The following is a 23,016-nucleotide window of genomic DNA, read 5'->3' on the forward strand; positions in this document are numbered from 1 at the left end:
TGCAACGGTTAAACACGGGCGGACCCCAGTTGCAAAGAGGCTTTCCATGCTGCCGACCCTTACCGATCTCGACCAGTTCCGTGACCTGCTGGTGAACGCGCCGGGGCCTGACAGCGCCGCCCGCGCCGGGGCCGAGGCCCGCAACGGCCAGCTGACCAAACCGCCCGGCGCGCTGGGGCGGCTCGAGGATCTGGCGATCTGGTATGCCGGCTGGCGCGGCGATGCCCGGCCCCGGATCGAGGCACCACAGGTCATCGTCTTTGCCGGTAACCACGGGGTGACGGCACAAGGCGTCTCGGCCTTTCCGGCCGAGGTGACGGTGCAGATGGTAATGAATTTCGAACATGGCGGTGCGGCCATCAACCAGCTGGCCCGCGCCGCCGGGGCGCGCATGGATGTGCACGCGCTGGAGCTGGACCGCCCGACGCAGGATTTCACCCAGGCCCCTGCGATGACCGAGGCCGAGCTGCTGACCGCGCTGCAAACCGGCTGGGCGGCGGTTGATCCGGCCGCCGATCTGCTGGTGGTGGGCGAGATGGGCATTGGCAACACCACCCCTGCGGCGGCCATCGCGCATGCGCTTTATGGCGGTGCGGCGGGTGACTGGACCGGGCGCGGCACCGGCGTCGACGACGCAGGGCTCGCCAACAAGACCCGGGTGGTTGCCGAGGGTGTTGCCCTGCATACCAGCCGCGACGGGCTGGAGGTGCTGCGCTGCCTCGGCGGGCGAGAGCTTGCCGCCATGGCCGGTGCCATCGCCGCCGCGCGGCAGCTGCGTATTCCGGTGATCCTGGACGGGTTCATCTGCACAGCGGCGGCGGCAACGCTGGTCGCGGTGTCAGCCGATGCGCTCGATCACGCCGTGGCGGGCCACCAAAGCGCCGAGGGCGCCCATGGAACGCTGCTGGAAAAGCTCGGCAAACAGGCGCTGCTGTCGCTTGGCCTGCGGCTGGGCGAAGGCTCGGGTGCGGCACTGGCGATCAATATCGTCAAAAGCGCAGTGGCCTGCCACTCCGGCATGGCCACCTTTGCCGAGGCGGGCGTTTCGGACGGCTGACCGCCGTCCGTTCAACCAGGCGGCGCTCAGGCCGAGCGCCGCGACGCCAGTTCCTCGTTCAACTCCATAAGCGCGGTTTCCAGATCCTTTTGCAGGGCCTGCGACCGCTCTACATAGGCCGTATTCTCTGCCGTCGGGATATTGGGATCCCAGACCTCGGCCAGATCACGCACCGCCTTGCGGTCATGGTGATAAAAGGTCTGCGCCGCCTGCGCCGCCTCGTATTCGCTTAGCCCCACATTCTCCAGCACATAACGCCCGGCGCGGACCGAACTGTCGAACATCTCGCGCACGATGTCATCGGCCCCCGCGCGGTACAGCTCATAGACATGGTTGCGGTCGCGGGCGCGGGCGATGATATGCAGATCGGGCCGCTGGCGCCGGGCATAGGCCACCAGTTTCGTCACCTGTGCGTCATCGTCGAGCGCGGCCACCAGCACCTGCGCCTTGGCCAGCCCCGCCGCCTTGAGCAGTTCAGGCCGGGTCGGATCGCCCAGGAACCCCTTGACGCCAAAGCGCCGCATCAACTGGATCGTCTCCATGTCATGGTCCAGCACGATGGTCTTGAACCCGCTGGCGGTGACCAGCCGGTTGACGATCTGGCCGAACCGGCCGATGCCTGCGATGATCACCGGCCCCTGTTCGTCGATCTTGTCCGGTACCATCTCCGCCGCATGGTCGCGCATCCGGCGCGACAGCAGCTCGTAGAGAATGAACAAGAGCGGCGTGATCATCATGGTCAGCGCGATGATCATCAACAGTTTCTGCGACAGGTCCCCGGGGATCACGTTCTGCTGGGTCGAAAACGCCAGCAGGACAAAACCGAATTCGCCGGCCTGGGCCAGCCCAAGGGTGAACAGCCAGCGGTCACGACCCTTGAGCCTGAACGCGCGCCCGACGATGTAGAGGATCACGCCCTTGAACAGGATCACCAACAGCGCCAGCCCGATCAGGTCCATCGGATCGGCCAGGAAGAATCCCACGTCGATGCCCGCGCCCACGGTGATGAAGAAGAGGCCCAGAAGCAGGCCCTTGAACGGCTCCAGATCGCTTTCAAGTTCGTGCCGGAACTCCGAGTTGGCCAGAACCACGCCCGCCAGAAAGGCGCCCAACGCCGGCGACAGGCCTACCAGGGTCATCAGAAACGAGATCCCTACCACGATCACCAACGCCAGCGCGGTGTACATCTCGCGCAGGCGGCTGGCGTGAATGAAACGGAACAGGGGCCGGGTCAGATAGATGCCCGCCAGCACCACAAAGCCGACTGCGCCGATGGTGACCAGCGTGACCGCCCAACCCGGCAACCCCTCGACAAGGGACAGGTCGTGCGCGCCCTTCTCGTCGTCATGCAACAGGTTGATCGAACCATCGGGCGTAAGTTCGGTCAGCCCCGGCGCGCTGGCCAGGAGCGGCAGAAAGGCCAGAATTGGAATCACCGCGATATCCTGAGTCAACAGCACCGAGAAGGTGGCCCGCCCGCCATTGGTCTGCATCAACCCCTTTTCCGACAGGGTCTGCAACACGATCGCGGTCGAACTCAGCGACAGGGTCAGGCCCACCGCCAGCGCCACGCTCCAGGGGTGGCCAGCCACCATGGCGACCACCATGATCGCGAGTGTCGAGACCCCTACCTGCAACCCGCCCAGTCCCAGCAGCTTGTCGCGCATGTCCCAAAGCGCGCGCGGCTCCAGCTCCAGCCCGATCAGAAACAGCATCATCACCACGCCAAATTCGGCCACATGTTGCAGATGCGCGGTTTCGTCGCCGACAAGTCCCAGTATCGGCCCGATGATCAGCCCCGCCGCCAGATAGCCCAGAACCGACCCCAATCCCAGACGGGCGGACAGCGGCACCGCGATCACCGCGGCGGCCAGATAGATCGTCGCCTGGTAGAGAAAGCTTTCCATGTGTGTCCTTTCGTCCGGCTCAGGTGGGCAGCGGAGCGTCTCGTTTCAATTGGTCCATCACGATCTGGCTCTGCACCCGCGCCACTGCCGGATGCGGCAGGATCACCTCGTGCAGCAACCGATTCAGCGCGGGCAGATCAGCGCAGTAGACATGCAGCAGATAATCCGCTTCACCGGTCATCGTCCATGCGCTTGTGATCTCCGGGCGGGAATTCACCATCCGGGCAAACTTGGCCGACTGCTCCGGCCCATGCGTGCCCAGATGCACCTGGATGAAGCCCTGGACATGCAGCCCCAGCTTCAGTGGGTCAAGCTTGGCGGCATAGCCGGTGATATAGCCTTCGGCCTCCAGCCGCTGCCGCCGACGGCCCGCCTGGCTGCTGGACAGATGCAGCATCTCGCCCAGCTGCTGGGCGGTCAGATGCGCGTCCTTTTGCAGGGCATCCAGCAGGCGCAAATCCATCGAATCCAACATATGCGCATTTTCCTCATTTTCGTTCAATTTAGTGCGCAATTCTCGCGCGTAAATGCCGAATGTCCAAAAACAATGCGCAGAACCAGCATGGGTGAACGCGTATTCTCGACTCAGCAATTATTCCGCCAGCCGAGGAGACGCGCCATGGGTCCTTTCCCGCATAACGCCCCGAAATCCGAAATCACCCCCGAAAACCCCGCCGGCACCGACGGGTTCGAATTTGTCGAATTCGCCCACCCCGAGCCGCAGGTGCTGCGCGACCTCTTCGCGCGCATGGGCTTCGACCTAGTCGCCCGCCACAAGGACAAGCCCGGTATCGAACTGTGGCAGCAGGGCGATGTGACCTATATCCTGAACGCCGAAAAGGGCAGCTTTGCCGAAAAATTCATCGAGCTGCACGGCCCTTGCGCCCCCTCGATGGGCTGGCGCGTGGTGGATGCCCAGGCCGCCTTCGATCACGCGGTCAAGATGGGCGCCGAACCCTATGAGGGCGACGACAAGACGATGGACGTGCCCGCGATCAAGGGTATCGGCGGTTCGCTGCTCTATTTCATTGACCAGTATTACCACACCTCGCCCTACAACACCGAGTTCGAGTGGCTGAAGCAGTCCAAGCCGCGCGGCGACGGGTTCTATTACCTCGATCACCTGACCCACAATGTCTACAAGGGCAACATGGACAAGTGGTTTAAGTTCTATGGCGACCTGTTCAACTTCCGCGAAATCCGCTTCTTTGACATCCAGGGCAAGTTCACCGGGCTTTACAGCCGGGCGCTGACCTCGCCCTGCGGCCGCATCCGCATCCCGATCAACGAGGATCGCGGTGAAACCGGCCAGATCGTCAGCTACCTGAAGAAATACAATGGCGAAGGCATCCAGCATATCGCCGTGGGCACCGACGACATCTACGACTCGGTGGATGCGATCGCGGCCAAGGGTCTGAAATTCATGCCCGGCCCGAACGAGGCCTATTACGACATGTCCTATGACCGGGTCGCGGGCCATGACGAGCCCAAGGACCGGATGATGAAACACGGCATCCTGATCGACGGCGAAGGCGTCGTGGATGGCGGCGAGACCAAGATTTTGCTCCAGATCTTCTCGAAAACCGTAATCGGGCCGATCTTCTTCGAGTTCATTCAGCGCAAGGGCGATGACGGGTTTGGCGAGGGCAACTTCAAGGCCCTGTTCGAAAGCATCGAGCGCGAGCAGATCGAAAGCGGCGAGATCAAGGCTGCCGAATAAGTCAACCGGGGCAGGGGGCGCTGCCCCCGTCGCCTGACGGCGACTCCCCCGGAGTATTTTGAGCGAAATGAAGGACGGGGCGCGGGCTCCGTCCATTTTTTTGTCAGCCGCTGGGGATCTTCAGCGTCAGGTTGCGGCCGCCCTTCTGATAGCGCAGCTCGCTGTCGCCGATGGCGGTGATGCGGCCGCCGTCGATACTGTCACCGACTTTGACCTTCTTGTAACGGCCCGAAGGCAGCCGGACCAGCGCGCGGCGGTTCGAGGGGGTGCCATAGACCCCGATCAGGTTTAGATTGCGCAGGTTGATTGCGTTGTCCAGCGTTGCCTGACGCGCGACCGAGGTGGGCGAGGGCGCCTTGGGCTTGACCGTTGCAGCGACAAAGCCATCGCCGTCAATGTTGGAACCGGCGCCGCGGCTGGGGTTGGCCAGAGACCCTAGATTGGTGTTTGCCGCCGCCGCAGCCACAACCAGTCTCTCGGGGCGCAGGCGCGGCTTCTTGGCGCTGGCCACCGCCAGCGGGCTGACGGCCTGGGCCTCGTCCTCGGGCGATGCGGCCTGCTCCGCCTCGGCCTGTTCTTGCACCGAGGCCGGTCGTGCTTTGGGTCTCAGCGACGCAAGCTCGGTCAGTGACCGGCCACCGAATTGCGACCGCTCGGCCTGTTCCACCAGATCGTCGGGGCGCACCTTGGGCCGTTTCGAGGCCAGCCGTTCCTGTGCTGCGTCGTTTTCCGGCGCGGCCTCGAACCGGACCGGCGGGGTGGGCGGCACCCGGGCGGGACGCCCGGCAAAGATCAGGATGCCATCGGGGTTGACCGTGCCTTCGGCGCTGGGTTCTACCAGCCCCTTGTCATTGAGGGCAAAGGCCTGTCCGACGGAGGCGGCGGCATTGCTGCCCTCGGGCAGGGCGTCGGTGTCGAACCGGGTTCTGTCGGGTAGGGCCACCGCGTCCTGGAAGATATCGGTGCGGTCGATGGAGGCCACGAAAAGATCGCCCAGACCGATCAGACCTGGCACCTCGGGCGCGTCTGGGGCGGTGACCAGAATTCCGGCTTCGGTCTGTCCCGCACCCGTATCGGGCTCGGGTTCGAACTCCATCTCCTCTACCTGCTGCGGATCCACCTGAAGCGCCTGGAGCACCGCATCGTCCGTGCCGCTCAGCGTGGGGCGGTCTGCGGGGTCTTGCAGCGCGGAGAGCTGTACCGGGTCCTCGTCGATCGAGGCAGGCTCCGGGGCGGGAACCGGGGTGTTGTCCGAGCTTTCCGGCAGCGGCAGCGGGGTGGGTGCTTCCGGACTTGCGGCTGTCGCCGGGTCGGCTGGGGGGCTGATCGAGGCCGGGGCCGGTTCATCGTGGCGCTCGGATCCGTCCCAGAATACGGCGGTGCCCACCACAGCAGCAAAAACGGCAATTGCGGCGAGGAACAAGAGCAGACCGACAGTCAGCGAAAGGCCCAGAAAGCGCGGCTTGCCGCCGATTCCGCCACCCTTGCGAGCGCCAAAGATGGTCAGCCGGTCGGCTTCGTCGCGCGGCACCTGGCTGGGGCGGACAGCCGGGGTGAAACCTGGGGGCGGCACCTCTTCGGTGATCGGGTGCGCCGTGGCGACGGGCGCGGCGGGCCGAGCTACCGGCTTTGCCGCTGCCGGAGCATTACCCCTCTTTGGTTTGACCGGTGGCGGCGTCACCGGCTCACTGCTGCGAATAGATTGGAAACTGACACCCGCGTCGTCATGTGGTGGGGTGGCGTGGGGCTCTTGTACGCGGTTTACTGGGAGCACTTCGGGCACCGCTCGCTCTTCGACGGAGTCCGATTGCCCAGGGGCGGCAATACCGTCAGGCTTGCCCCGGCGCGACGAAAACCCGACAATCGGCGGTGCGGCCTCCGCCTTGAGCGGCTGCGCCTTCTCTGTCTGGGGTGCCTCGGCCACGGGTGCCAAGAGCGCGCTGTCGGGGATCACCGCCGGGCCGATCACGACGACGGCGATCCCATCGGGCTCCACTGCTTCGGCTCCGGTCAGGTCCTGCGCCCGCGAGGCCGGGCCAAAGAACGGTTCGCCGAGAAAGGCATTGTCTTCGGGTACCGCGACAAAGCTGACTGGATGAAAGCCGTACTCTTCGGCAAAGGCTTCGGCCTCGGCCAGGGTTTCCCGCGCCACCGCCGCTACATGGGTCACGCTGCCATCGGGCGAGGTGTCCCAAACCAGCTCATCCAGCGCATAGGGGGTCGCGGTTGCGACCGCGTCCTCGATCACGTTCAACCGCGTCTCGCCCCGGAACGGGCCGGTGTCGACGGTCAGATACCGGATCTGGTCGTTGGGCAGGATCAGCTTGCACCGCAGGTCGGGATCCAGGCGCAAGGCGAGGTCGCGCAAACGGCCCAGGGACCGGGCCAGATCGGGATCGTCAAGCATCACCGCGCCCACCTGTCGCCAGCCACCGGCGGCGCGGTGAAGAAGGGAGATCCCCTCAAACGACAAGGATAACGCAAACGCGGGTTTCATCTGACCAGTTAACCAATCCAATCAAGGCCGTAGCACGCGCCGCGGCACATCCCGGCGCGACATTAGAGCAGAGAACCGCCGAGGGAAAGAAAAACGCGTAACTTCCCCTTGTCGCGCGACATGCCGCCGCCCCATCTTTGAGGACACAGAATAACAGGAGAGCAAAGTTGAGGACATTGGTTTTTCTGGTGGTGGCGTTGCTATTGGCCGCAGTTGGCCTGGCCCGCGCCGACGAACAGCCCGGACAGATCACGGTGACGGGCACGGGGGTGGTCGAAACCGTTCCCGACATGGCCGTTATCACCCTTGGCGTGACGCAAGAGGCCAAGGAGGCGCGCGCCGCGCTCTCGGCCACCTCCGAGGCGGTCGGTCGGGCTCTTGATCGCCTGACCGAACTGGGGATCGAGGCGCGTGACATGCAGACCTCGGACCTGTCTCTGTCCCCGGTCTGGTCCAACCGTGGGTCCAGCACCGAGCCACCTGCGATCACCGGCTTTCAGGCGTCGAACCGGGTGACCGTGCGGGTCCGCGACCTGGCGCGGCTGGGCGAGATTCTGGATACGGTCGTGTCCGACGGGGCCAATACGTTCAACGGGCTGGAATTTTCGGTTAAGGAGCCCAAGCCGCTGCGCGATCAGGCGCGTGCCAAGGCGGTGGCGGATGCCCGCGACAAGGCACAGCAACTGGCCGAGGCGGCCGGTGTGTCGCTGGGCCGGATCGTGTCGATCTCGGAACTCTACTCCGACCCGCAGCCGCGCCCGATGATGCGCATGGCGGCGATAGCCGAATCCATGGATGTGCCCGTCGCCGGTGGTGAGATCGGGCTGAGCGGCACCGTCACCATGGTCTACGAAATCCGTCAGTAATCCGCGATGCGGGCGGCCTGCCGCCCGCATTGACCCTCGCATTGACCATGGCGCGCGGCCGCGCCACTCTGACCCGAACATGACCCGGAGACAGACATGGCCGCAGCGCTGATAATCCGAAATCGCAACTTCCGCCTGCTCTTCACCGCAGGCGCCCTTACCAATCTGGGCGACGGGGTGCTGGTGCTGGCGCTGCCCTGGCTGGCGGCGCTGATGACGCGCGACGCGGTGGCGATTGCCGGCGTGGCCGCGGCGGCGCGCTTGCCCTGGCTGCTCTTTGCCCTGCCTGCGGGCGTGATCATCGACCGAAGCGACCGGCGCAAGCTGATCGGGCGGGCCGATCTGATGCGGGCGGGGATCGTGCTGGCCATCCTGCTCTTGGCGCTGGGCGATCCCGCGCCGGGCGAGATCTGGGCGCTTGCGGGGCTGGCCTTTCTCCTGGGGTCGGCCGAGGTGCTGCGCGACAATGCCGCCCAGACCATCCTGCCCGCGCTGGTCGACCCTCAGGATCTGGAGGCAGCAAATGGCCAGCTCTGGAGCACCGAGCAACTGACCGGCCATTTCATCGGCCCGCCGCTGGCCGGCGTGCTGATCTCGGCCGGTATCGCGGTGCCCTTTGGCCTCGACGTGGCGGTTCTGGTGCTGGCCGCCGGTCTGGTCTGGCTGATCTCGCTGCCGCCGCAGGTGCCCAGCCGGGCGCAGTTCGCCCAGGCGCTGGCCGAGGGCATCGCCTTCATGCGCGGCGACGCGCTGCTGTTGCGGCTGGCAGTGGTGCTCGGGCTGGCCAATTTCATCGCCATGGCCACGATCACGGTGCAGGTCCTGTTCGCGCAAGAGGTACTGGGACTTGGTGCCTCGCACTACGGGCTGGTGTTGTCGGCGGGGGCGGTGGGGGCGATCGGCGGCAGCCTTCTGGCGCCGCGCGCCATGCGGCTGATCGGCACCCAGACCTGCCTGTTCCTGTCGATAGCGGTCTGGGGCGCGGGCTATGCCATCATCGGCGTGTCGAACAGCGGCTGGATCATGGGGCTGGCGCTGACCGCGATCATGGCGGCTGCGATGCTGTGGAACGTGATCACCGTATCCTGGCGACAGCGGCGCATCCCGCCTGCCATGCTGGGCCGCGTGAACAGCATCTATCGCTTCTTCGGCTGGGGCTCGATGCCACTCGGTGCGCTTGCGGGGGGTGCAGCGGTGGCGCTGGCCGAACAGCAGATGAGCCGCGAACTGGCACTGCGTGCGCCCTTCCTTCTGGCCGGTCTCTGCTGCCTTGCGCTGCTGCTCTACGCCCTTGCGCGGCTGCGGCTGGACTGAGGGGAGCGGCCCGCAGGGCCGCCCCCCCGTTGTGATCAGGCGGTGGCCTTGGCCAGGGCCTGGTCGAGGTCCGCGATGATGTCGGCGGCATCTTCGATGCCGATCGACACCCGCACCACATTGGGGCCGGCGCCTGCGGCCTCCTGCTGTTCCGGCGACAGCTGCCGGTGCGTGGTCGAGGCCGAATGGATGATCAGCGAGCGCGCATCGCCCAGGTTGGCCACATGGCTGAAGATTTCCAGCGCGTTGACCAGCTTGACGCAGGCCTCGTAGCCGCCCTTGACGGCAAAGGTGAACAGCGCGCCCGCGCCCTTGGGATAGCATTTCTGCACCCGGTCGTAATAGGGCGAGGAGGGCAGACCGGCATAGGTCACGTAATCCACCCGCGGATCGGCCTCGAGCCAGGCCGCCACCTTCTGCGCATTCTCCACATGGCGCTGCATCCGCAGGCTCAACGTCTCGATCCCCATCAGCGTGTAATGCGCGGCCTGCGGGTTCATCGTCATGCCCAGGTCCCGCAGCCCGATGGCGATGCCGTGGAACGTATAGGCGAGCGAGCCAAAGGTCTCGTGGAACTTGAGCCCGTGATAGGCCGGTTCCGGCGCGCTGAGCGAGGGGAACTTATCGTTGGCCGACCAGTCGAAGCGACCCGAATCCACGATACAGCCGCCGGTGACCGTGCCATTGCCAGTCAGGTACTTGGTGGTCGAATGCACCACCAGTGTCGCGCCTTGTTCGATGGGGCGGCACAGATACGGCGTGGCGCTGGTGTTGTCGACGATCAGCGGGATGCCCGCGGCATCGGCCAGGTCGGCCAGAGCGCGGATATCGGTGACGTAACCGCCGGGATTGGCGATGGACTCGCAGAACACTGCCCTCGTGTTCTCGTCGATGGCGGCCTTCACCGCCTCCAGATCGTCGGTATCGACAAACTTGGCCGACCAGCCGAACCGCTTGATGGTCTGGCTGAACTGGGTGACCGTACCACCATAAAGCCGGGTCGAGGCAACCACGTTGCGGCCCGGTCCCATCAGCGGAAAGAGTGCCATGATCTGCGCCGCGTGACCCGACGAACAGCAAACCGCGCCGACACCGCCTTCGAGCGTGGCGATACGCTCCTGCAACACGGCCACGGTGGGGTTGGTCAGGCGGGAATAGATATAGCCCACCTCTTGCAGGTTGAAGAGGGCGGCGGCGTGATCGGCGTCGCGGAACACATAGGCCGTGGTCTGATAGATCGGCGTCTGTCGCGCGCCGGTGGCCGGATCGGGCCGGGCGCCGGCATGGATCTGTAACGTGTCGAAGCCATAATTGGGGGTATCGGACATGGGTGGGGTCTCCCTTTGGAAATGCCTTGCCCAAATCTGTAAGCGATACGTGCGCGCCAGACAACAAGCGCTCGCCTGCGGCGGGCGTATGGTCAAGGATTTTTGGTATCCTGTGCAAGCGCCTGGAACAGGCGCTTGGGGCAAAGTGTCCGGAGACACATTGTGCCCCTGCGGCCCGCTCAGGTCTTCTCGGTCACAGGGCCGTCCTGTTTCACCCATTCGGTAAAGCCGCCTTCCAGATGCATCACCGGTTTCAGTCCCATTTCCTGCGCTACTTTCGCCGACAGGGCCGACCGCCAGGCGCTTGCGCAATAAAAGACATAGGTCTTGTCCTGATTGAACACCGCCTTGTGATAAGGGCTTTCCGGGTCGATCCAGAACTCCAGCATACCGCGCGGGCAGGAAAATGCCCCCGGTATCATGCCGGAACGCTGCAACTCCCGAATGTCGCGCAGATCGACAAAGACATAGCCGGGATTGTCGAATAGCCCCTTGGCCTCTTCGACCGACAGCGTGTCGACCACCGCGCCCGCCTCTTTCAGCAGTGCCTTGATTCCCTTGGTAATGGTCTGTGCCATGCCTGTCCTCCCGTGACTCCGCGACAGGCTGACCGAAACCCGGACCCAGCTCAAGAGGGGTTGCCGCCGATCCTCATCCCGCTAGGGTTCCCGGAAGCTTGAAAACGAGGGACGCGCGATGAAACCAAGACCGCTGGGCCGGACCGGCATGACTGTAAGCGAACTGTGCCTGGGCACGATGACTTTCGGCACCCAGACCGCGCAGGATCAGGCGCATGCCCAGATCGACCATGCGCTGGCGGCGGGGATCAACTTCATCGACACCGCCGAGATGTATCCTGTGAACCCGGTCAGCAAAGACACGATCGGCCGGACCGAGGAGATCATCGGCGCCTGGAACGCAGCCAATTCCGCGCGGCGGGGAGAGTTCATCCTGGCCACCAAACATTCCGGCAGCGGCATGGCGCATGTACGCGACGGCGCGCCGATCTCGGGCGCGACCATCCGCGCCACGCTCGAGTCCTCGCTCAAGCGGCTTCGCACCGATTATGTCGACCTCTACCAGTTCCACTGGCCCAATCGCGGCAGCTACATGTTTCGCCAGAACTGGAGTTATGACCCCTCGGGGCAGGATCCGGCGGCGATACGCGAAAACATGATCGACTGTCTCGAGGCGTTGCAACGCGAGGTCGACCGCGGCACCATCCGCGCCTTTGGCCTGTCGAACGAAAGCGCCTGGGGCACCGCGCAATGGCTGCATCTGGCCGAGGCCGGGCATGGGCCGCGCGTGGCCTCGATCCAGAACGAATACTCGCTGCTCTGCCGTCTCTTCGACACCGACATGGCAGAGCTGAGCGTGAACGAGGAGGTGGGGCTGATGGCGTTTTCGCCGCTGGCGGCGGGATTGCTGACCGGCAAGTACCAGGGCGGGCAGGTGCCCCAGGGCTCGCGCATGTCGCTGGTGCCGGAACTGGGCGGGCGCAAATCGGCACGGGTCTTTGGCGCCGTCGAGGCCTATCTCGACATCGCCCGCCGCCACGGGATCGACCCGGTGCATATGGCGCTGGCCTGGGCGCTGACACGCCCCTTCATGATGTCGGCGATCTTTGGCGCAACCACACTGGCACAGCTCGATCATGCGCTGGGTGCCGCCGAGGTGACGCTCTCCGAGGAGATCCTGAGCGAGATCGCAGCCGCCCACAAGGCACACCCGCTCCCCTATTGAGGAACGCGGGGACGCGGGAAGCGTCGCTTCCCGCGTCCCCGCCCAATGTAGAAGCGGTCAGATCAGCTTGACGATCTGCTTGCCGGTATTGCCGCCCCTGAGCATGGACATGAAGGCGGCGGGCGCGTTTTCCAGCCCTTCGGCCACGTCTTCCAGGTAACGGATCTCGCCGCTGGCCAGTTTCGGCGCCACCTCGGCCAGGAAGGCCGGGTAACGGTCGAAATGGTTCGAGATGATGAAGCCGTTGACCGACAGGAACTTGACCAGGATCGAGCGCCAGATCGCCGGGCCGGTCAGTCCGGGGTCTGACGCGCCCGCGCCCAGCCCACCGGCATTGTACCAGCTGATCATGCCGCAGATCGGGATGCGGCCGAAATTGTTCATCAGCGGCAGCACCGCTTCCAGCACCTTGCCGCCGACATTCTCGAAATAGATGTCGACCCCGTCCGGGCATTCTGCGGCCAGCGCCCGTCGCAGATCGGCGGCGCTGTCATGGGCGCGGTGATCCAGACAGGCGTCAAAGCCGAATGTCTCGGTTGCGATCCGGCATTTGTCGGCGCCACCCGCGATACCCACCGTGCGCAGCCCGGCCAGGCGAGCGACCTGACCCACCATCGAGCCCACCGGCCCGGTGGCCGCAGCCACCACCAGCGTCTCGCCCGCCTTGGGCCGGCCATGCTCCATCAGCCCGAACCAGCCGGTGAACCCCGGCATGCCCAGCACGCCCAGCGCGGTGGTGATCGGCATCACATTGGGGTCGATCTTGCGCAGCATCTTGGCAGGCTGCACGCCGTGGGTGGCCCAGCCGAACATGCCAAAGGCGAAATCGCCCGGCGCAAACCCCGGATCGTTCGAGGCGATCACCTCGCCCACGCCACCGGCCTCCATCGTGCCGCCGATCGGCACCGGCGCGGCATAGGATTTCGCATCGTCCATGCGGCCCCGCATATAGGGGTCCAGCGACATGTAATGGACCCGCACCAGCACCTCGCTGGGGCCGGGGGCGGGGACGGGCGCCTCTTCATACGAGAAATTCGCGGCCTCGGGCGCGCCGGTCGGGCGGCTGGCCAGGGCGATGCGGTACATGCGATCGGTCATGGGGAAACTCCTTTGCTCCCCGCAAATCTAGTCGCTTGCGGCACCGCTGCAAACCATGCCGCCCCAGTGACGCGGCGCCATGCGCCGGTACGGCAGCCGCCTTGCACAGAGAGCCCCTTGGCAAGCCGGGCCCGCGCGAGTATACGCGCGGCTTGACCGAAGCAGGAGCTCCCCGATGATTGGTAGTGCGAACCTCAACATCATGATCAAGGCCGCCCGCAAGGCAGGCCGGTCGCTGGTGAAGGATTTCCGCGAGGTCGAGAACCTGCAAGTGTCGATGAAGGGCGCGGGCGATTTTGTGTCCAAGGCCGATATCGCCGCCGAGGCGATCCTCAAGGAAGAGCTGCGCAATGCCCGCCCGACCTATGGCTGGGTGGCCGAAGAGGGCGGCTCGGAAGAGGGCGAGGATCCCACCCGCCGCTGGATCGTCGATCCGCTGGACGGCACCACCAACTTTCTGCACGGTCTGCCGCATTGGGCGATTTCCATCGCGCTCGAGCACAAGGGCAAGATCGTCGCGGGCGTTATCTATGACGCAGCCAAGGACGAGATGTTCTTTGCCGAAAAGGGCGAAGGCGCCTGGATGAACGATCAGCGCATCCGCGTCTCGGGCCGCCACCGGATGATCGAGGCGATCTTTGCCACCGGTCTGCCCTTTGGCGGGCGTGCCGATCTGCCGTTGACGCTTCAGGATCTGGCACGGCTGATGCCGGTCTGCTCCGGTGTGCGGCGCTGGGGCTCGGCGGCGCTCGACATGGCCTATGTGGCGGCGGGCCGCTACGAAGGCTTCTGGGAACGGCGCCTCAATGCCTGGGACATGGCCGCGGGCATCATCATCGTCAAGGAAGCGGGCGGGCTGGTCGAACCGCTCGATCCCGAAGCCTCGATCCTCGACAGTGGCGAGGTGATCTGTGCCAACGGCAATATCTTCGACACCTTTGCCAAGGCGATCCGCGGCTAAGCCACGCCCAAGCGGTATCGGCAAGACATTCTGAACCCGGCCCCTGGGCCGGGTTTTGCGTTTGCGGCCCTCACTTGCGCGGGATCTTCGGGATCCGGCTGGGCGACAGGCGGTATTTCTGCTCGGGATGCGGCGGGTGCCCTTCGGTGCGCTGCCAGAACCCGCGCCCGCCGCGCCTCAGCCACAGCGGCAGCGTCAGCACCAGCCCCACCGCGAACCCACCCGTATGCGCCCAATAGGCGACGCCGCCGGTATCGGGATCGGAACTGAACCCGCCCAGGAACTGGAACCCCAGCCAGGCCCCCAGCATCACAAAGGCCGGGATCGTGAAGATGCGGAAATAGACGATCAGAATCAGGAGGATATCGACCCGCGCCCGCGGAAACAGCAGCAGATAGCCCCCCATCACCCCGGCAATCGCGCCCGAGGCGCCGATGGTCGGCACCATCGACCCCGGCCCGCTTAGCACATGGATCAGCCCGGCGCCAATCCCTGCGGCAAGGTAGAAAAGCGCAAAGCCCAGATGTCCCATCTCGTCTTCCAGATTGTCGCCGAAGATCCACAGGAACAGCATATTGCCGCCCAGATGCATCCAGCCGCCATGCAGAAAAGTCGAGGTCACCAGCGTCAGCCATCCATCCCCGTCCGAGATGCGGGCTGGGATGATCGCATAGTCATAGAAAAAGCGGCCGATCAGCCGGGGATCGTCCATGATGCCCAGAGTGGCCAGAAAGATCGCGATATTGGCCGCCAGCAGCAGGTAGACGACATAGGGCGTTCGGCCCGAGGGGTTGTGATCGCGGATCGGAAACATCCCGCGACGCTGCGGTCAAACGCGGCAGAGGTCAAGGGGCGCCGGGCGCGCCCCCTGTCTCAGTCCCCTGTCTCAGTCCCCTGTCTCAGCCCATGCCACCCAGCAGCGCGGCATTGCCGCCCGCGGCGGTGGTGTCGACGCAGACATGGCGCTCGGCCAGCACCCGCGCCCGGTCGGGCAGGCCGGGGATCAGCGGCAGGATCGGACCGGACCGGCGCGACAGGGCCAGCTCATAGGCGCGCGCTGTCTCCTCATCGCCCCACCAGATCACACCCGAGATGCCTTCGAGCATCTCCAGTGCCTCTGCCGCCAGTGAACCGGTGGCGCGGATGGCGGTGCCGCCCAGCGCCTCGACCGCCTGCGCCTGTGCGGCAACCGCCGCTGCCGTCGGGCCAAGGCAGAGGAGCGGCGGGCGCGCCATCTCGCTCAGCCGGTTCGATTCGCCGGTCGGGCCGGGCAGGCTCTGCACCCGTACCGGCGCGGGCGTGCCGGTCGCGCGGGGCAGGGTGGCCATCGGCTCGGCCCAGTCGGCCGCCGCCTGCTGCCGGTCGGGCGCACAGAAGCGCGCCATATAGTTCGGCCCGCCCGCCTTTGGTCCGGTCCCCGACAGGCCCTCGCCGCCAAAGGGCTGGCTGCCGACAATGGCGCCGATCTGGTTGCGGTTGACATAGATATTGCCCGCATGCACCGCCTCGGTCACATGCTGCACCCGGTCGTCGATCCGGGTTTGCAGGCCAAAGGTCAGACCATAGCCGGTGGCGTTGATCGCCCCGATCACCTGATCCAGCTCGTCCGAGCGGAAGGTGGCCACATGCAGCACCGGGCCGAAAATCTCACGCTCCAGCGCCCCGATTCCCGTGACCTTGATCAGGGTGGGGGCCACGAATGTCCCTTCGGGCGGAAGCGCCAGTTCCTTCAGCACCCGTCCCTCGGCGCGCGCGCGGGCCACATGGTCCGCGATGGTTTGGCGCGCGGCCTCGTCGATCACCGGGCCGCTGTCGGTGGACAACGCCCAGGGGTTGCCCAGGCTCAGCGCATCCATCGCGCCCTTGAGCATGGTCAGCACGTCCTCGGCGATATCCTCTTGCAGGTAGAGGCAGCGCAGCGCCGAACAGCGCTGGCCCGCCGACTGGAACGCGCTTTCGATCACCGCCTGCACCGCCTGTTCCGGCAGCGCGGTGGAATCGACGATCATTGCGTTCAGCCCGCCGGTCTCTGCGATCAGCGGCGTACCCGGGCGCATGTTTGCGGCCATGGCGGCACGGATCTTCTGCGCTGTTGCGGTCGAGCCGGTGAAGGCCACGCCCGAGACGCGCGCGTCCGAGGTCAGAGCCGCACCCACCGCCGGGCCACCCGGCAGGAGTTGCAGCGCGTCGCGCGGCACCCCGGCCTCGTGCAGCAACTCTACCGCGCGATGGGCGATCAACGGGGTCTGCGGCGCGGGTTTCGCCAGCACGGCGTTGCCGGTGGCCAGCGCCGCCGCGATCTGGCCCGAGAAGATGGCCAGAGGGAAGTTCCACGGGCTGATACAGGTAAAGATGCCCGCAGGCGCCGCATCGGGGATATTGGCGGCGTAATAGCGCAGGAAATCAACCGCCTCGCGCAGCTCGGCGACCGCGTCCATCAGGGTCTTGCCCGCCTCGCGATGCAGGAGCGCAAACAGCTCGCCGTAATGCGCCTCGTACAGATCGGCGGCGCGGTTTAGCACGGCGGCGCGCTCGACGGCCCGGGCCTGCCAGGGCTGGGCGCTGGCCAGCGCCAGTTCGGTATCGGCGGCACTTGCTGGCGCCACGCTGCCCGGAATGTCATGTGGATCGGCGGGGTTGACCACGGGCTCTTCCGCCTCGGGCGCGGCCGCGTCGGACAACAGCGGCCCGGCCTGCCAGCGATGTCCGCGGAACGGCGCGCGCGCGGCGTCGATCGCATCCAGCGTCGGCTGGTGCCCCAGATCAAAGCCTTTCGAGTTGGGGCGTTCGGGCGCGAACAACTCAGGCCCGCGCTTCAGCGGCTTGGCCGGTTTTTGCGCGGTCTCGAACGGGTCGGCCGCCACCACTTCGGGCGGCACGTTCTCGTCCACGATCTGGTTGACGAAAGAGCTGTTGGCGCCGTTCTCCAGCAGGCGCCGCACCAGATAGGCCAACAGATCGCGATGCGCCCCCACCGGCGCATAGATGCGGCAGCGGGTCTTGTTGGCGGTCAGCACAAGGTTATGCAGCGTCTCGCCCATGCCGTGCAGGCGCTGGAACTCAAAGGGCTGGCCGTCCCGTGCCATATGCAGGATCGCGGCCACGGTATGGGCGTTATGGGTGGCGAATTGCGGATAGATCCGGTCGGTCATGCCCAATAGCTTGCGCGCATTGGCGATGTAAGAGACATCGGTCACCGCCTTTTGCGTAAAGACAGGGAAGCCGTCGACCCCCGCGACTTGGGCGCGCTTCACCTCGGTATCCCAATAGGCGCCCTTGACCAGCCGCACCATCAGCTTGCGGTCATGGCGTTCCGCCATCTCGTAGAGCGTGTCGATTACCAGCCCGGCGCGTGGCCCATAGGCCTGTACCACGATGCCGAACCCGTCCCAGCCTTTCAGCGCCGGTTCCGCCATCACCGCCTCGATCACCTGCAAGGAGAGCGCCAGCCGGTTGGCCTCTTCGGCGTCCACGTTCAGCCCCATGCCAGCAGCCTTGGCCAAGAGCGCCAGCGCCCGCAGGCGCGGCACCAGCTCGTCCATCACGCGGGCCTCCTGCGCCAGCTCGTAACGCGGATGCAGTGCGGACAACTTGACCGAGATGCCGGGGTTGGCGCGGATGTCGCCATGGGTGCAGGCCTCGGCAATGGCCGCGATGGCGCGCGAATAGCTCAGGTGATAACGCGCGGCATCCGCCTCGGTGCGGGCGGCCTCGCCCAGCATGTCATAGGAATAGGTATAGCCCTTGGCCTCCATCCCCTGCGCCCGTTTCATCGCCGCCTGGATGTTCTCGCCCAGCACGAACTGGCGGCCCATCTCCTTCATCGCGCGGGAGACGGCGGTGCGGATCACCGGCTCGCCCAGCCGCTTGATGGCGCCGCGCAGCGCGCCCACGGGGCTCGCCTTGCGCTCGTCCAGCACCTTGCCGGTCAGCATCAGCGCCCAGGTCGAGGCATTGACCAGTGAGGACGAGGAATGCCCCAGATGCTTGCCCCAGTCCGACGGCGCGATCTTGTCCTCGATCAGCGCGTCGATCGTGTCGGCATCGGGCACGCGCAGCAGCGCCTCGGCCAGACACATCAGCGCGATGCCCTCGTCGGTCGAAAGCCCGTATTCGGCCAGGAACACCTCCATCATGCCCGGCGCGGTGCTGGCGCGAATATCGCGCACCAGCCCGGCGGCGGCGCCGCTGATCGCGGCGCGATCCTCAGGGCTCAGCGCGGCTTGGGCGACAAGCTGGTCGAGCAGCGCCGATTGGTCGGCATAGGTGAAGGTGTCGATTTGGGTGCGCAGGGCGTGGGTCATGATGCCTCCGGGTCAGTTGGCGCATGATACATCGCAATCACAGGTTCATTCGCCTGATTTTTGTGGTAACGCAGTCCAAATGACCAAAGATTGGGGCGCATGCGATGCAAACGGACTTCCCTGACCTCGACCGGCACGACCGGGCGATTCTGGCCGAGCTTGCCGCTGACGGTCGCATGTCGGTGGCCGACCTTGCCCGCCGCATCGGCCTGTCGAAATCGCCGACCCAGGCGCGGGTCAAACGGCTCGAATCCGAGGGCATCATCACCGGCTACCGCGCCATGGTCGATCCCATCCGTCTGGGGCTCGATCACGTGGCCTTTGTCGAGGTGCGCCTGAGCGACACCCGCGAAAAGGCGCTGGCCGAATTCAACGCCGCTGTCCGCCGCATCGCTGAGGTGGAACAGGCCCATATGATCGCGTCGAATTTCGACTACCTGCTCAAGGTGCGGACCCGCTCGATGAACGAATACCGCGCCGTGCTGGCCGAGCGGATCTCGGCCTTGCCGCATGTCTCCAGCACCTCGACCTTTGTCGCGATGGAGGCGGTCAAGGAACCGGGTCTCTTGGGTGCGCTCGAAACTGTGACTTGACGTAAATCCGGTTTGCATCAGCATTGGCGCATGAAACACGCGCTTTTTGCCTTGCTGCTCCCGCTGTCGCCGGGCCTGCTCTGGGCCTCGGACTGCCCTGAGGCGCCGGATCATTCGGCCCAGATCAACCGCTTGATCGCCGAATTACGCGTGGCCCCGAACGAGGGACAGGCGCGGCAGATCTCCAACCAGATGTGGGAATACTGGGCCGACGCGCCCGACGAACAGGCGCAGGCGATCCTGGATCGTGGCATGTCGCGCCGCTCGTCCTGGGACCTCCTGGGCGCGCTCGAGGATTTCGACCGCCTGGTGGCCTATTGCCCGGATTATGCCGAAGGCTACAACCAGCGCGCCTTCGTCAACTATCTGCGCCAGGATTTTGCCGCAGCACTCGTCGATCTCGACCGCGCTCTGGAACTCTCGCCCACCCATGTGGCGGCGATGAGCGGCCGGGCGCTGTCGCTCCTTGGGCTCAGCCGCATCGACGAGGCGCGCGAGGGCTTGCAAGAGGCGCTCGACCTGAACCCCTGGCTGCCGGAACGCGGCCTTGCGGGCCCGGGCGGTCCGCTCGAACCCAAGGGCAAGGATATCTGACCCACGCTGTTGGGGACGCGGCGATAGTCCCGCAAGGCCGACAGAACGCAGTCGAAATTTTTCACCTTCGTGTTCCAAGTCACATTGAGGTCGGCGAAAATACTGGTTAGACGGACAGTGTTCCAGTTGGGCCCGGGCGTCCTGTGCGAATTGGATCGGGCCAAGTCAAAGCCTGTTCCGTGAAATGCCTGTTTAGATGTTCGGGCTGTGCCTGTCCGAACGCCGAAATCGGACAAAGCCCTCCCCAGGGAACAGCGCTGTGCGGGCGTGGTGGAATGGTAGACACATGGCACTTAAAATGCCTGGGCCGAAAGGCCGTGCCGGTTCAAATCCGGCCGCCCGTACCACATCTCTTGTTTTGCTTGAAAGCGGTTTGGTCGGTGGTGCCGGGGGGACACTGCCGTTATCCTGACCAGCTCGGCCAATTCCCCGAACCTCCTGGCCGCCTCTGACAGTAAACGCCCAGCGACGGCATCGGCATGTCATGGTGGGTATCCGAGCTCAGAACAATTCGAAACTGTCTGATACCGCCGATCACTTGTCAGCATTCGCAGGACGAAAAGTTCTTTTCTAAGCGGTTGGCGTCATGCCTGTTTCCCTCAGAAACGCCCGAAAGAGATGAGCCTGGTTCGAGTGGCCTAAGGACGCAGTTACTTCGGATAAGGCCTTGCCTGAGGTGCTCAATTGCTCCCTCGCGGACCAGGTTCAATCTCGTGAGAGAAGTTCAGAGTGAATCGCGCCGAGATGTCCGGAAGCCCCAAATCGAGGAAGGATTGGAGCCTTCGCTAAAGACAACAGAGCGAACCGCTATTCACCTGAGACGCGAGCTAAGGCCGTGCGGATGGTGCCGGACAATCGAGACAGCTGTAAGAGCTAGGCAGCGGCGGTTAAGGCGATTGCGCCGAAGATCGGCTGTGACCACGATACGTTGCGATGTTGGATCCAGCAGGAAGAAGCTGACGCCGGTCGCTGGGATTGTGCGGTGTCGGAGGAACCTGCCAGGTTCAGGGAACTGGAACGCGAGGTGCGGGAGCTTTAGCCGGTCAACGAGGTTCCGAAGAAAGCATCGCGTATTTTTTGCTTAGGCGGAGCTCGACCGCCCATTGAAACGATGATCGGGTTTATTCTCTGCCCGGCAGGGCATTGCGACAGGCAATGTCCCGAGAGGGACGATCACGAGACTGCGTATGGGGACGAGGCGATCTGCCGTGCTCGGCCGGCGCTATACTCGCAACGGGCATAGTCGGTTCCGTTGCGGTGTGGTTTGTAGCAGAGCCTTTGTAAGGTCCTGAGCCCCGGCTATCATCACGGTCCTTGGTGACGCGAAAATGACCGCCGCCTTGCTCGATCGCCTCACCCATCGCTGCCGCATTTTGGAAACCGGAAACGAAAGTTGTCGCTTCAAGGCCTGTTTCGAGACGGCGAAAAAGAAAAGAAAGTAACGGCTTTGACACCAACTTGACACGCAGAAAAAATCCAGCTGGGTCTGATTTCGGTGACAAAGGCAGTTCAATTGTCAGTGGAAATCAACACAGAAAAGTGTTTGCTGGTCTCTTTTCGTTGTCCGAGGGATACTCAACGCGCCCTGTTCAAGAATTCGGTAAAGTCCTCCGCGATGCCCCGCGCGGCGCTTTCAAGCAACTGTGCCCCATCAACGGGGTTGGCGAGCGCCGAGTGCGACCCGACCCGGCCGTCAGGAAACTCAGCCCGGTGTGTATCGGGCGGACCGTGACGATCGCCCGAATGCGCCCGGATGTAGTCGGCACTCAGCGGTTTTGGAGGAATGACGGCGTCGCATTCGGGCAATGCGCCCAGCAAGGCCTGGGTGATGGCGATCTCGGATGGGGTGGCATGCATCCCCTCCCAATCGCCGTAGAGAGTTTTGCGCATCTGGTTGACCTCTGTGGGTTCCCACCAACTGCGGATGCAGATGGGAGATGGTGTCAAGTCTGTTGCCACACGTTCTATTGGCCGAATGTTCGCCCCGTGACCGTTGACGACATAGACCCCGCGAAACCCTTGCGCCAATAACCCCTGGAACACCGCCTTGGCATGTGCCTGAAACAGGTCCTCGGGCATGGAAACCGTCCCGGGAAAGGCCGTGTTGAACGGGGCGGGCGTATAGGCAAGGGATGGCGCGACGATCGCGTCGCAAATCTCTGCCGCAGCCAAGGCGACCGCTTCAGCACAAATCGTGTCGGTTCCGATCCGGCCCATTGGGCCATGCTGCTCGGTCGAGCCGACGGGCACCATGACCGCGGCGCCCTTCGCCAGACAGGTTTCGACCTGGCGCCATGTCATGTGGGACAGCTGCATTCCCCTCTCCTTTTGATGACGGATGCCTATGCTGGCAGAGCGCTTTCCCTTTGCTCTAGAGCATAATAACCTGCCCGTATGGAAGATTCACCGCCGCTGGATATCGAGAAACCTGCGCTGGACCAGGTTGTCGGAGCGACAGTCAAGACCCACCGGATGCTGGGCGGGTTGACGTTGGCCGAACTGTCGACACGCTCTGGTGTGTCCACGGCCATGATTTCCAAAATCGAACGCGGCCAGGTTTCCGCCTCGTTGGGGACCCTGGCGGCCCTTGCTGGCGGCATAGGGGTTCCGCTGATCAACTTCTTTGCCGGAACGGTTGAGCATTCCGATGTCTCCTTTGTCGCGGCGGGCGAAGGGGTGACCGTGCAGAGGTTGGGAAGTGGTTTTGGTCATACATACAAGATGATCGGACGGGCCGAGGCCAGTCATGTCAGTTTTGAAAGCTTCAGCGTCACCCTTGAAAAGCCGCTGAAACCGCGCCCCCTCTACCGTCATCGCGGGTTGGAGTTCATGCATATCACCAGTGGAGAAATGGTGTTCCAGTGCGGAGAGGCCAAGTATCACATGAAGCCGGGCGACAGTATCAGCTTTGAATCCAGCAACGCACACGGCCCGGTCGAACTCAAGACCGACAGGGTCAGTTTCATAGCCCTTGTGACCAAGGCTGTTTCGAACGACGTCTGAAGGAAGCGGCCGCCAGGGACGGCCGCTTGGT

The 23,016-nt window shown here is 64.7% G+C and carries 18 protein-coding genes, 1 tRNA gene and 1 pseudogene; 11 read left to right on the forward strand and 9 right to left on the reverse strand.

Annotated features, from left to right (window positions below; genetic code table 11):
• Positions 1-46: 46 nt before the first annotated feature.
• Complete coding sequence (cobT, locus tag OEZ49_RS15635; protein ID WP_263389191.1) at positions 47-1,057, forward strand: nicotinate-nucleotide--dimethylbenzimidazole phosphoribosyltransferase; 1,011 nt, start codon at positions 47-49, stop codon at positions 1,055-1,057.
• Positions 1,058-1,083: 26 nt separating this feature from the next.
• On the opposite strand, the gene OEZ49_RS15640 is transcribed toward cobT, so the two are convergent.
• Positions 1,084-2,964, reverse strand: coding sequence for a monovalent cation:proton antiporter-2 (CPA2) family protein (locus tag OEZ49_RS15640; RefSeq protein ID WP_263389192.1), 1,881 nt, complete (start codon positions 2,962-2,964; stop codon positions 1,084-1,086).
• Between the two features lie 19 nt (positions 2,965-2,983).
• Positions 2,984-3,439 (reverse strand): Lrp/AsnC family transcriptional regulator, encoded by a 456-nt coding sequence (locus tag OEZ49_RS15645; protein WP_164129369.1) that lies wholly within the window; start codon positions 3,437-3,439, stop codon positions 2,984-2,986.
• Between the two features lie 144 nt (positions 3,440-3,583).
• Here OEZ49_RS15645 and hppD point away from each other — a divergent pair, with 144 nt between their 5' ends.
• On the forward strand, positions 3,584-4,684 hold the full coding sequence (gene hppD / locus OEZ49_RS15650; protein WP_263389193.1) for a 4-hydroxyphenylpyruvate dioxygenase: 1,101 nt from the start codon (positions 3,584-3,586) through the stop codon (positions 4,682-4,684).
• Between the two features lie 103 nt (positions 4,685-4,787).
• Here the strand turns inward: hppD and OEZ49_RS15655 are convergent, their stop codons facing one another.
• The gene (locus OEZ49_RS15655) at positions 4,788-7,091 is read right to left on the reverse strand and encodes a prolipoprotein diacylglyceryl transferase (protein WP_263389194.1); all 2,304 of its coding nucleotides are present in this window, start codon (positions 7,089-7,091) and stop codon (positions 4,788-4,790) included.
• 257 nt (positions 7,092-7,348) lie between these two features.
• Between OEZ49_RS15655 and OEZ49_RS15660 the strand changes: the two genes are divergently transcribed.
• Both OEZ49_RS15660 and OEZ49_RS15665 read left to right on the forward strand, forming a co-directional pair.
• Positions 7,349-8,047 (forward strand): SIMPL domain-containing protein, encoded by a 699-nt coding sequence (locus OEZ49_RS15660; RefSeq protein ID WP_263389195.1) that lies wholly within the window; start codon positions 7,349-7,351, stop codon positions 8,045-8,047.
• Between the two features lie 96 nt (positions 8,048-8,143).
• Positions 8,144-9,361, forward strand: a complete 1,218-nt coding sequence (locus OEZ49_RS15665) for an MFS transporter (protein WP_263389196.1) — start codon at positions 8,144-8,146, stop codon at positions 9,359-9,361.
• A gap of 35 nt (positions 9,362-9,396) precedes the next feature.
• Here the strand turns inward: OEZ49_RS15665 and OEZ49_RS15670 are convergent, their stop codons facing one another.
• Together OEZ49_RS15670 and OEZ49_RS15675 are read right to left on the reverse strand one after the other, a co-directional pair.
• The gene (locus OEZ49_RS15670; RefSeq protein WP_263389197.1) at positions 9,397-10,689 is read right to left on the reverse strand and encodes an O-acetylhomoserine aminocarboxypropyltransferase/cysteine synthase family protein; all 1,293 of its coding nucleotides are present in this window, start codon (positions 10,687-10,689) and stop codon (positions 9,397-9,399) included.
• 179 nt (positions 10,690-10,868) lie between these two features.
• Positions 10,869-11,267, reverse strand: coding sequence for a rhodanese-like domain-containing protein (locus tag OEZ49_RS15675; RefSeq protein ID WP_263389198.1), 399 nt, complete (start codon positions 11,265-11,267; stop codon positions 10,869-10,871).
• Positions 11,268-11,385: 118 nt separating this feature from the next.
• Here OEZ49_RS15675 and OEZ49_RS15680 point away from each other — a divergent pair, with 118 nt between their 5' ends.
• On the forward strand, positions 11,386-12,432 hold the full coding sequence (locus tag OEZ49_RS15680; protein ID WP_263389199.1) for an aldo/keto reductase: 1,047 nt from the start codon (positions 11,386-11,388) through the stop codon (positions 12,430-12,432).
• A gap of 57 nt (positions 12,433-12,489) precedes the next feature.
• Here the strand turns inward: OEZ49_RS15680 and OEZ49_RS15685 are convergent, their stop codons facing one another.
• A complete protein-coding gene (locus OEZ49_RS15685; protein WP_263389200.1) occupies positions 12,490-13,530 on the reverse strand; it encodes an NADP-dependent oxidoreductase in 1,041 nt (346 codons plus the stop codon).
• A 175-nt stretch (positions 13,531-13,705) separates the two neighbouring features.
• Between OEZ49_RS15685 and OEZ49_RS15690 the strand changes: the two genes are divergently transcribed.
• Positions 13,706-14,491 carry an inositol monophosphatase family protein gene (locus OEZ49_RS15690; RefSeq protein ID WP_263389201.1) on the forward strand — a complete coding sequence of 262 codons (786 nt, stop codon included), beginning with the start codon at positions 13,706-13,708 and terminating at the stop codon, positions 14,489-14,491.
• 70 nt (positions 14,492-14,561) lie between these two features.
• On the opposite strand, the gene OEZ49_RS15695 is transcribed toward OEZ49_RS15690, so the two are convergent.
• Positions 14,562-15,305 carry a rhomboid family intramembrane serine protease gene (locus tag OEZ49_RS15695; RefSeq protein ID WP_263389202.1) on the reverse strand — a complete coding sequence of 248 codons (744 nt, stop codon included), beginning with the start codon at positions 15,303-15,305 and terminating at the stop codon, positions 14,562-14,564.
• Positions 15,306-15,390: 85 nt separating this feature from the next.
• Entirely contained in the window at positions 15,391-18,795 is a 3,405-nt protein-coding gene (gene putA / locus OEZ49_RS15700; protein ID WP_263389203.1) for a bifunctional proline dehydrogenase/L-glutamate gamma-semialdehyde dehydrogenase PutA, read from the reverse strand.
• 104 nt (positions 18,796-18,899) lie between these two features.
• Between putA and OEZ49_RS15705 the strand changes: the two genes are divergently transcribed.
• The 4 genes and pseudogenes from OEZ49_RS15705 to OEZ49_RS15720 form a co-directional block, all read left to right on the forward strand.
• Positions 18,900-19,388 carry an Lrp/AsnC family transcriptional regulator gene (locus OEZ49_RS15705; protein ID WP_263389204.1) on the forward strand — a complete coding sequence of 163 codons (489 nt, stop codon included), beginning with the start codon at positions 18,900-18,902 and terminating at the stop codon, positions 19,386-19,388.
• A gap of 30 nt (positions 19,389-19,418) precedes the next feature.
• Positions 19,419-19,982, forward strand: coding sequence for a tetratricopeptide repeat protein (locus OEZ49_RS15710; RefSeq protein WP_263389205.1), 564 nt, complete (start codon positions 19,419-19,421; stop codon positions 19,980-19,982).
• Positions 19,983-20,243: 261 nt separating this feature from the next.
• A tRNA-Leu gene (locus OEZ49_RS15715) sits at positions 20,244-20,329 on the forward strand.
• A gap of 960 nt (positions 20,330-21,289) precedes the next feature.
• A pseudogene (locus tag OEZ49_RS15720) lies at positions 21,290-21,424 on the forward strand (ATP-binding protein); the annotation flags it as partial.
• Between the two features lie 133 nt (positions 21,425-21,557).
• On the opposite strand, the gene OEZ49_RS15725 reads toward OEZ49_RS15720, so the two are convergent.
• Positions 21,558-22,298, reverse strand: a complete 741-nt coding sequence (locus OEZ49_RS15725) for a creatininase family protein (RefSeq protein WP_263389206.1) — start codon at positions 22,296-22,298, stop codon at positions 21,558-21,560.
• A 78-nt stretch (positions 22,299-22,376) separates the two neighbouring features.
• On the opposite strand from OEZ49_RS15725, the gene OEZ49_RS15730 reads away from it, so the two are divergent.
• Entirely contained in the window at positions 22,377-22,985 is a 609-nt protein-coding gene (locus OEZ49_RS15730) for a helix-turn-helix domain-containing protein (RefSeq protein WP_263389207.1), read from the forward strand.
• Positions 22,986-23,016: the final 31 nt, after the last annotated feature.

The organism is Ruegeria marisflavi (genome assembly GCF_025673445.1).
In the GTDB taxonomy this organism is placed as follows: Bacteria; Pseudomonadota; Alphaproteobacteria; order Rhodobacterales; family Rhodobacteraceae; genus Ruegeria_B; species Ruegeria_B marisflavi.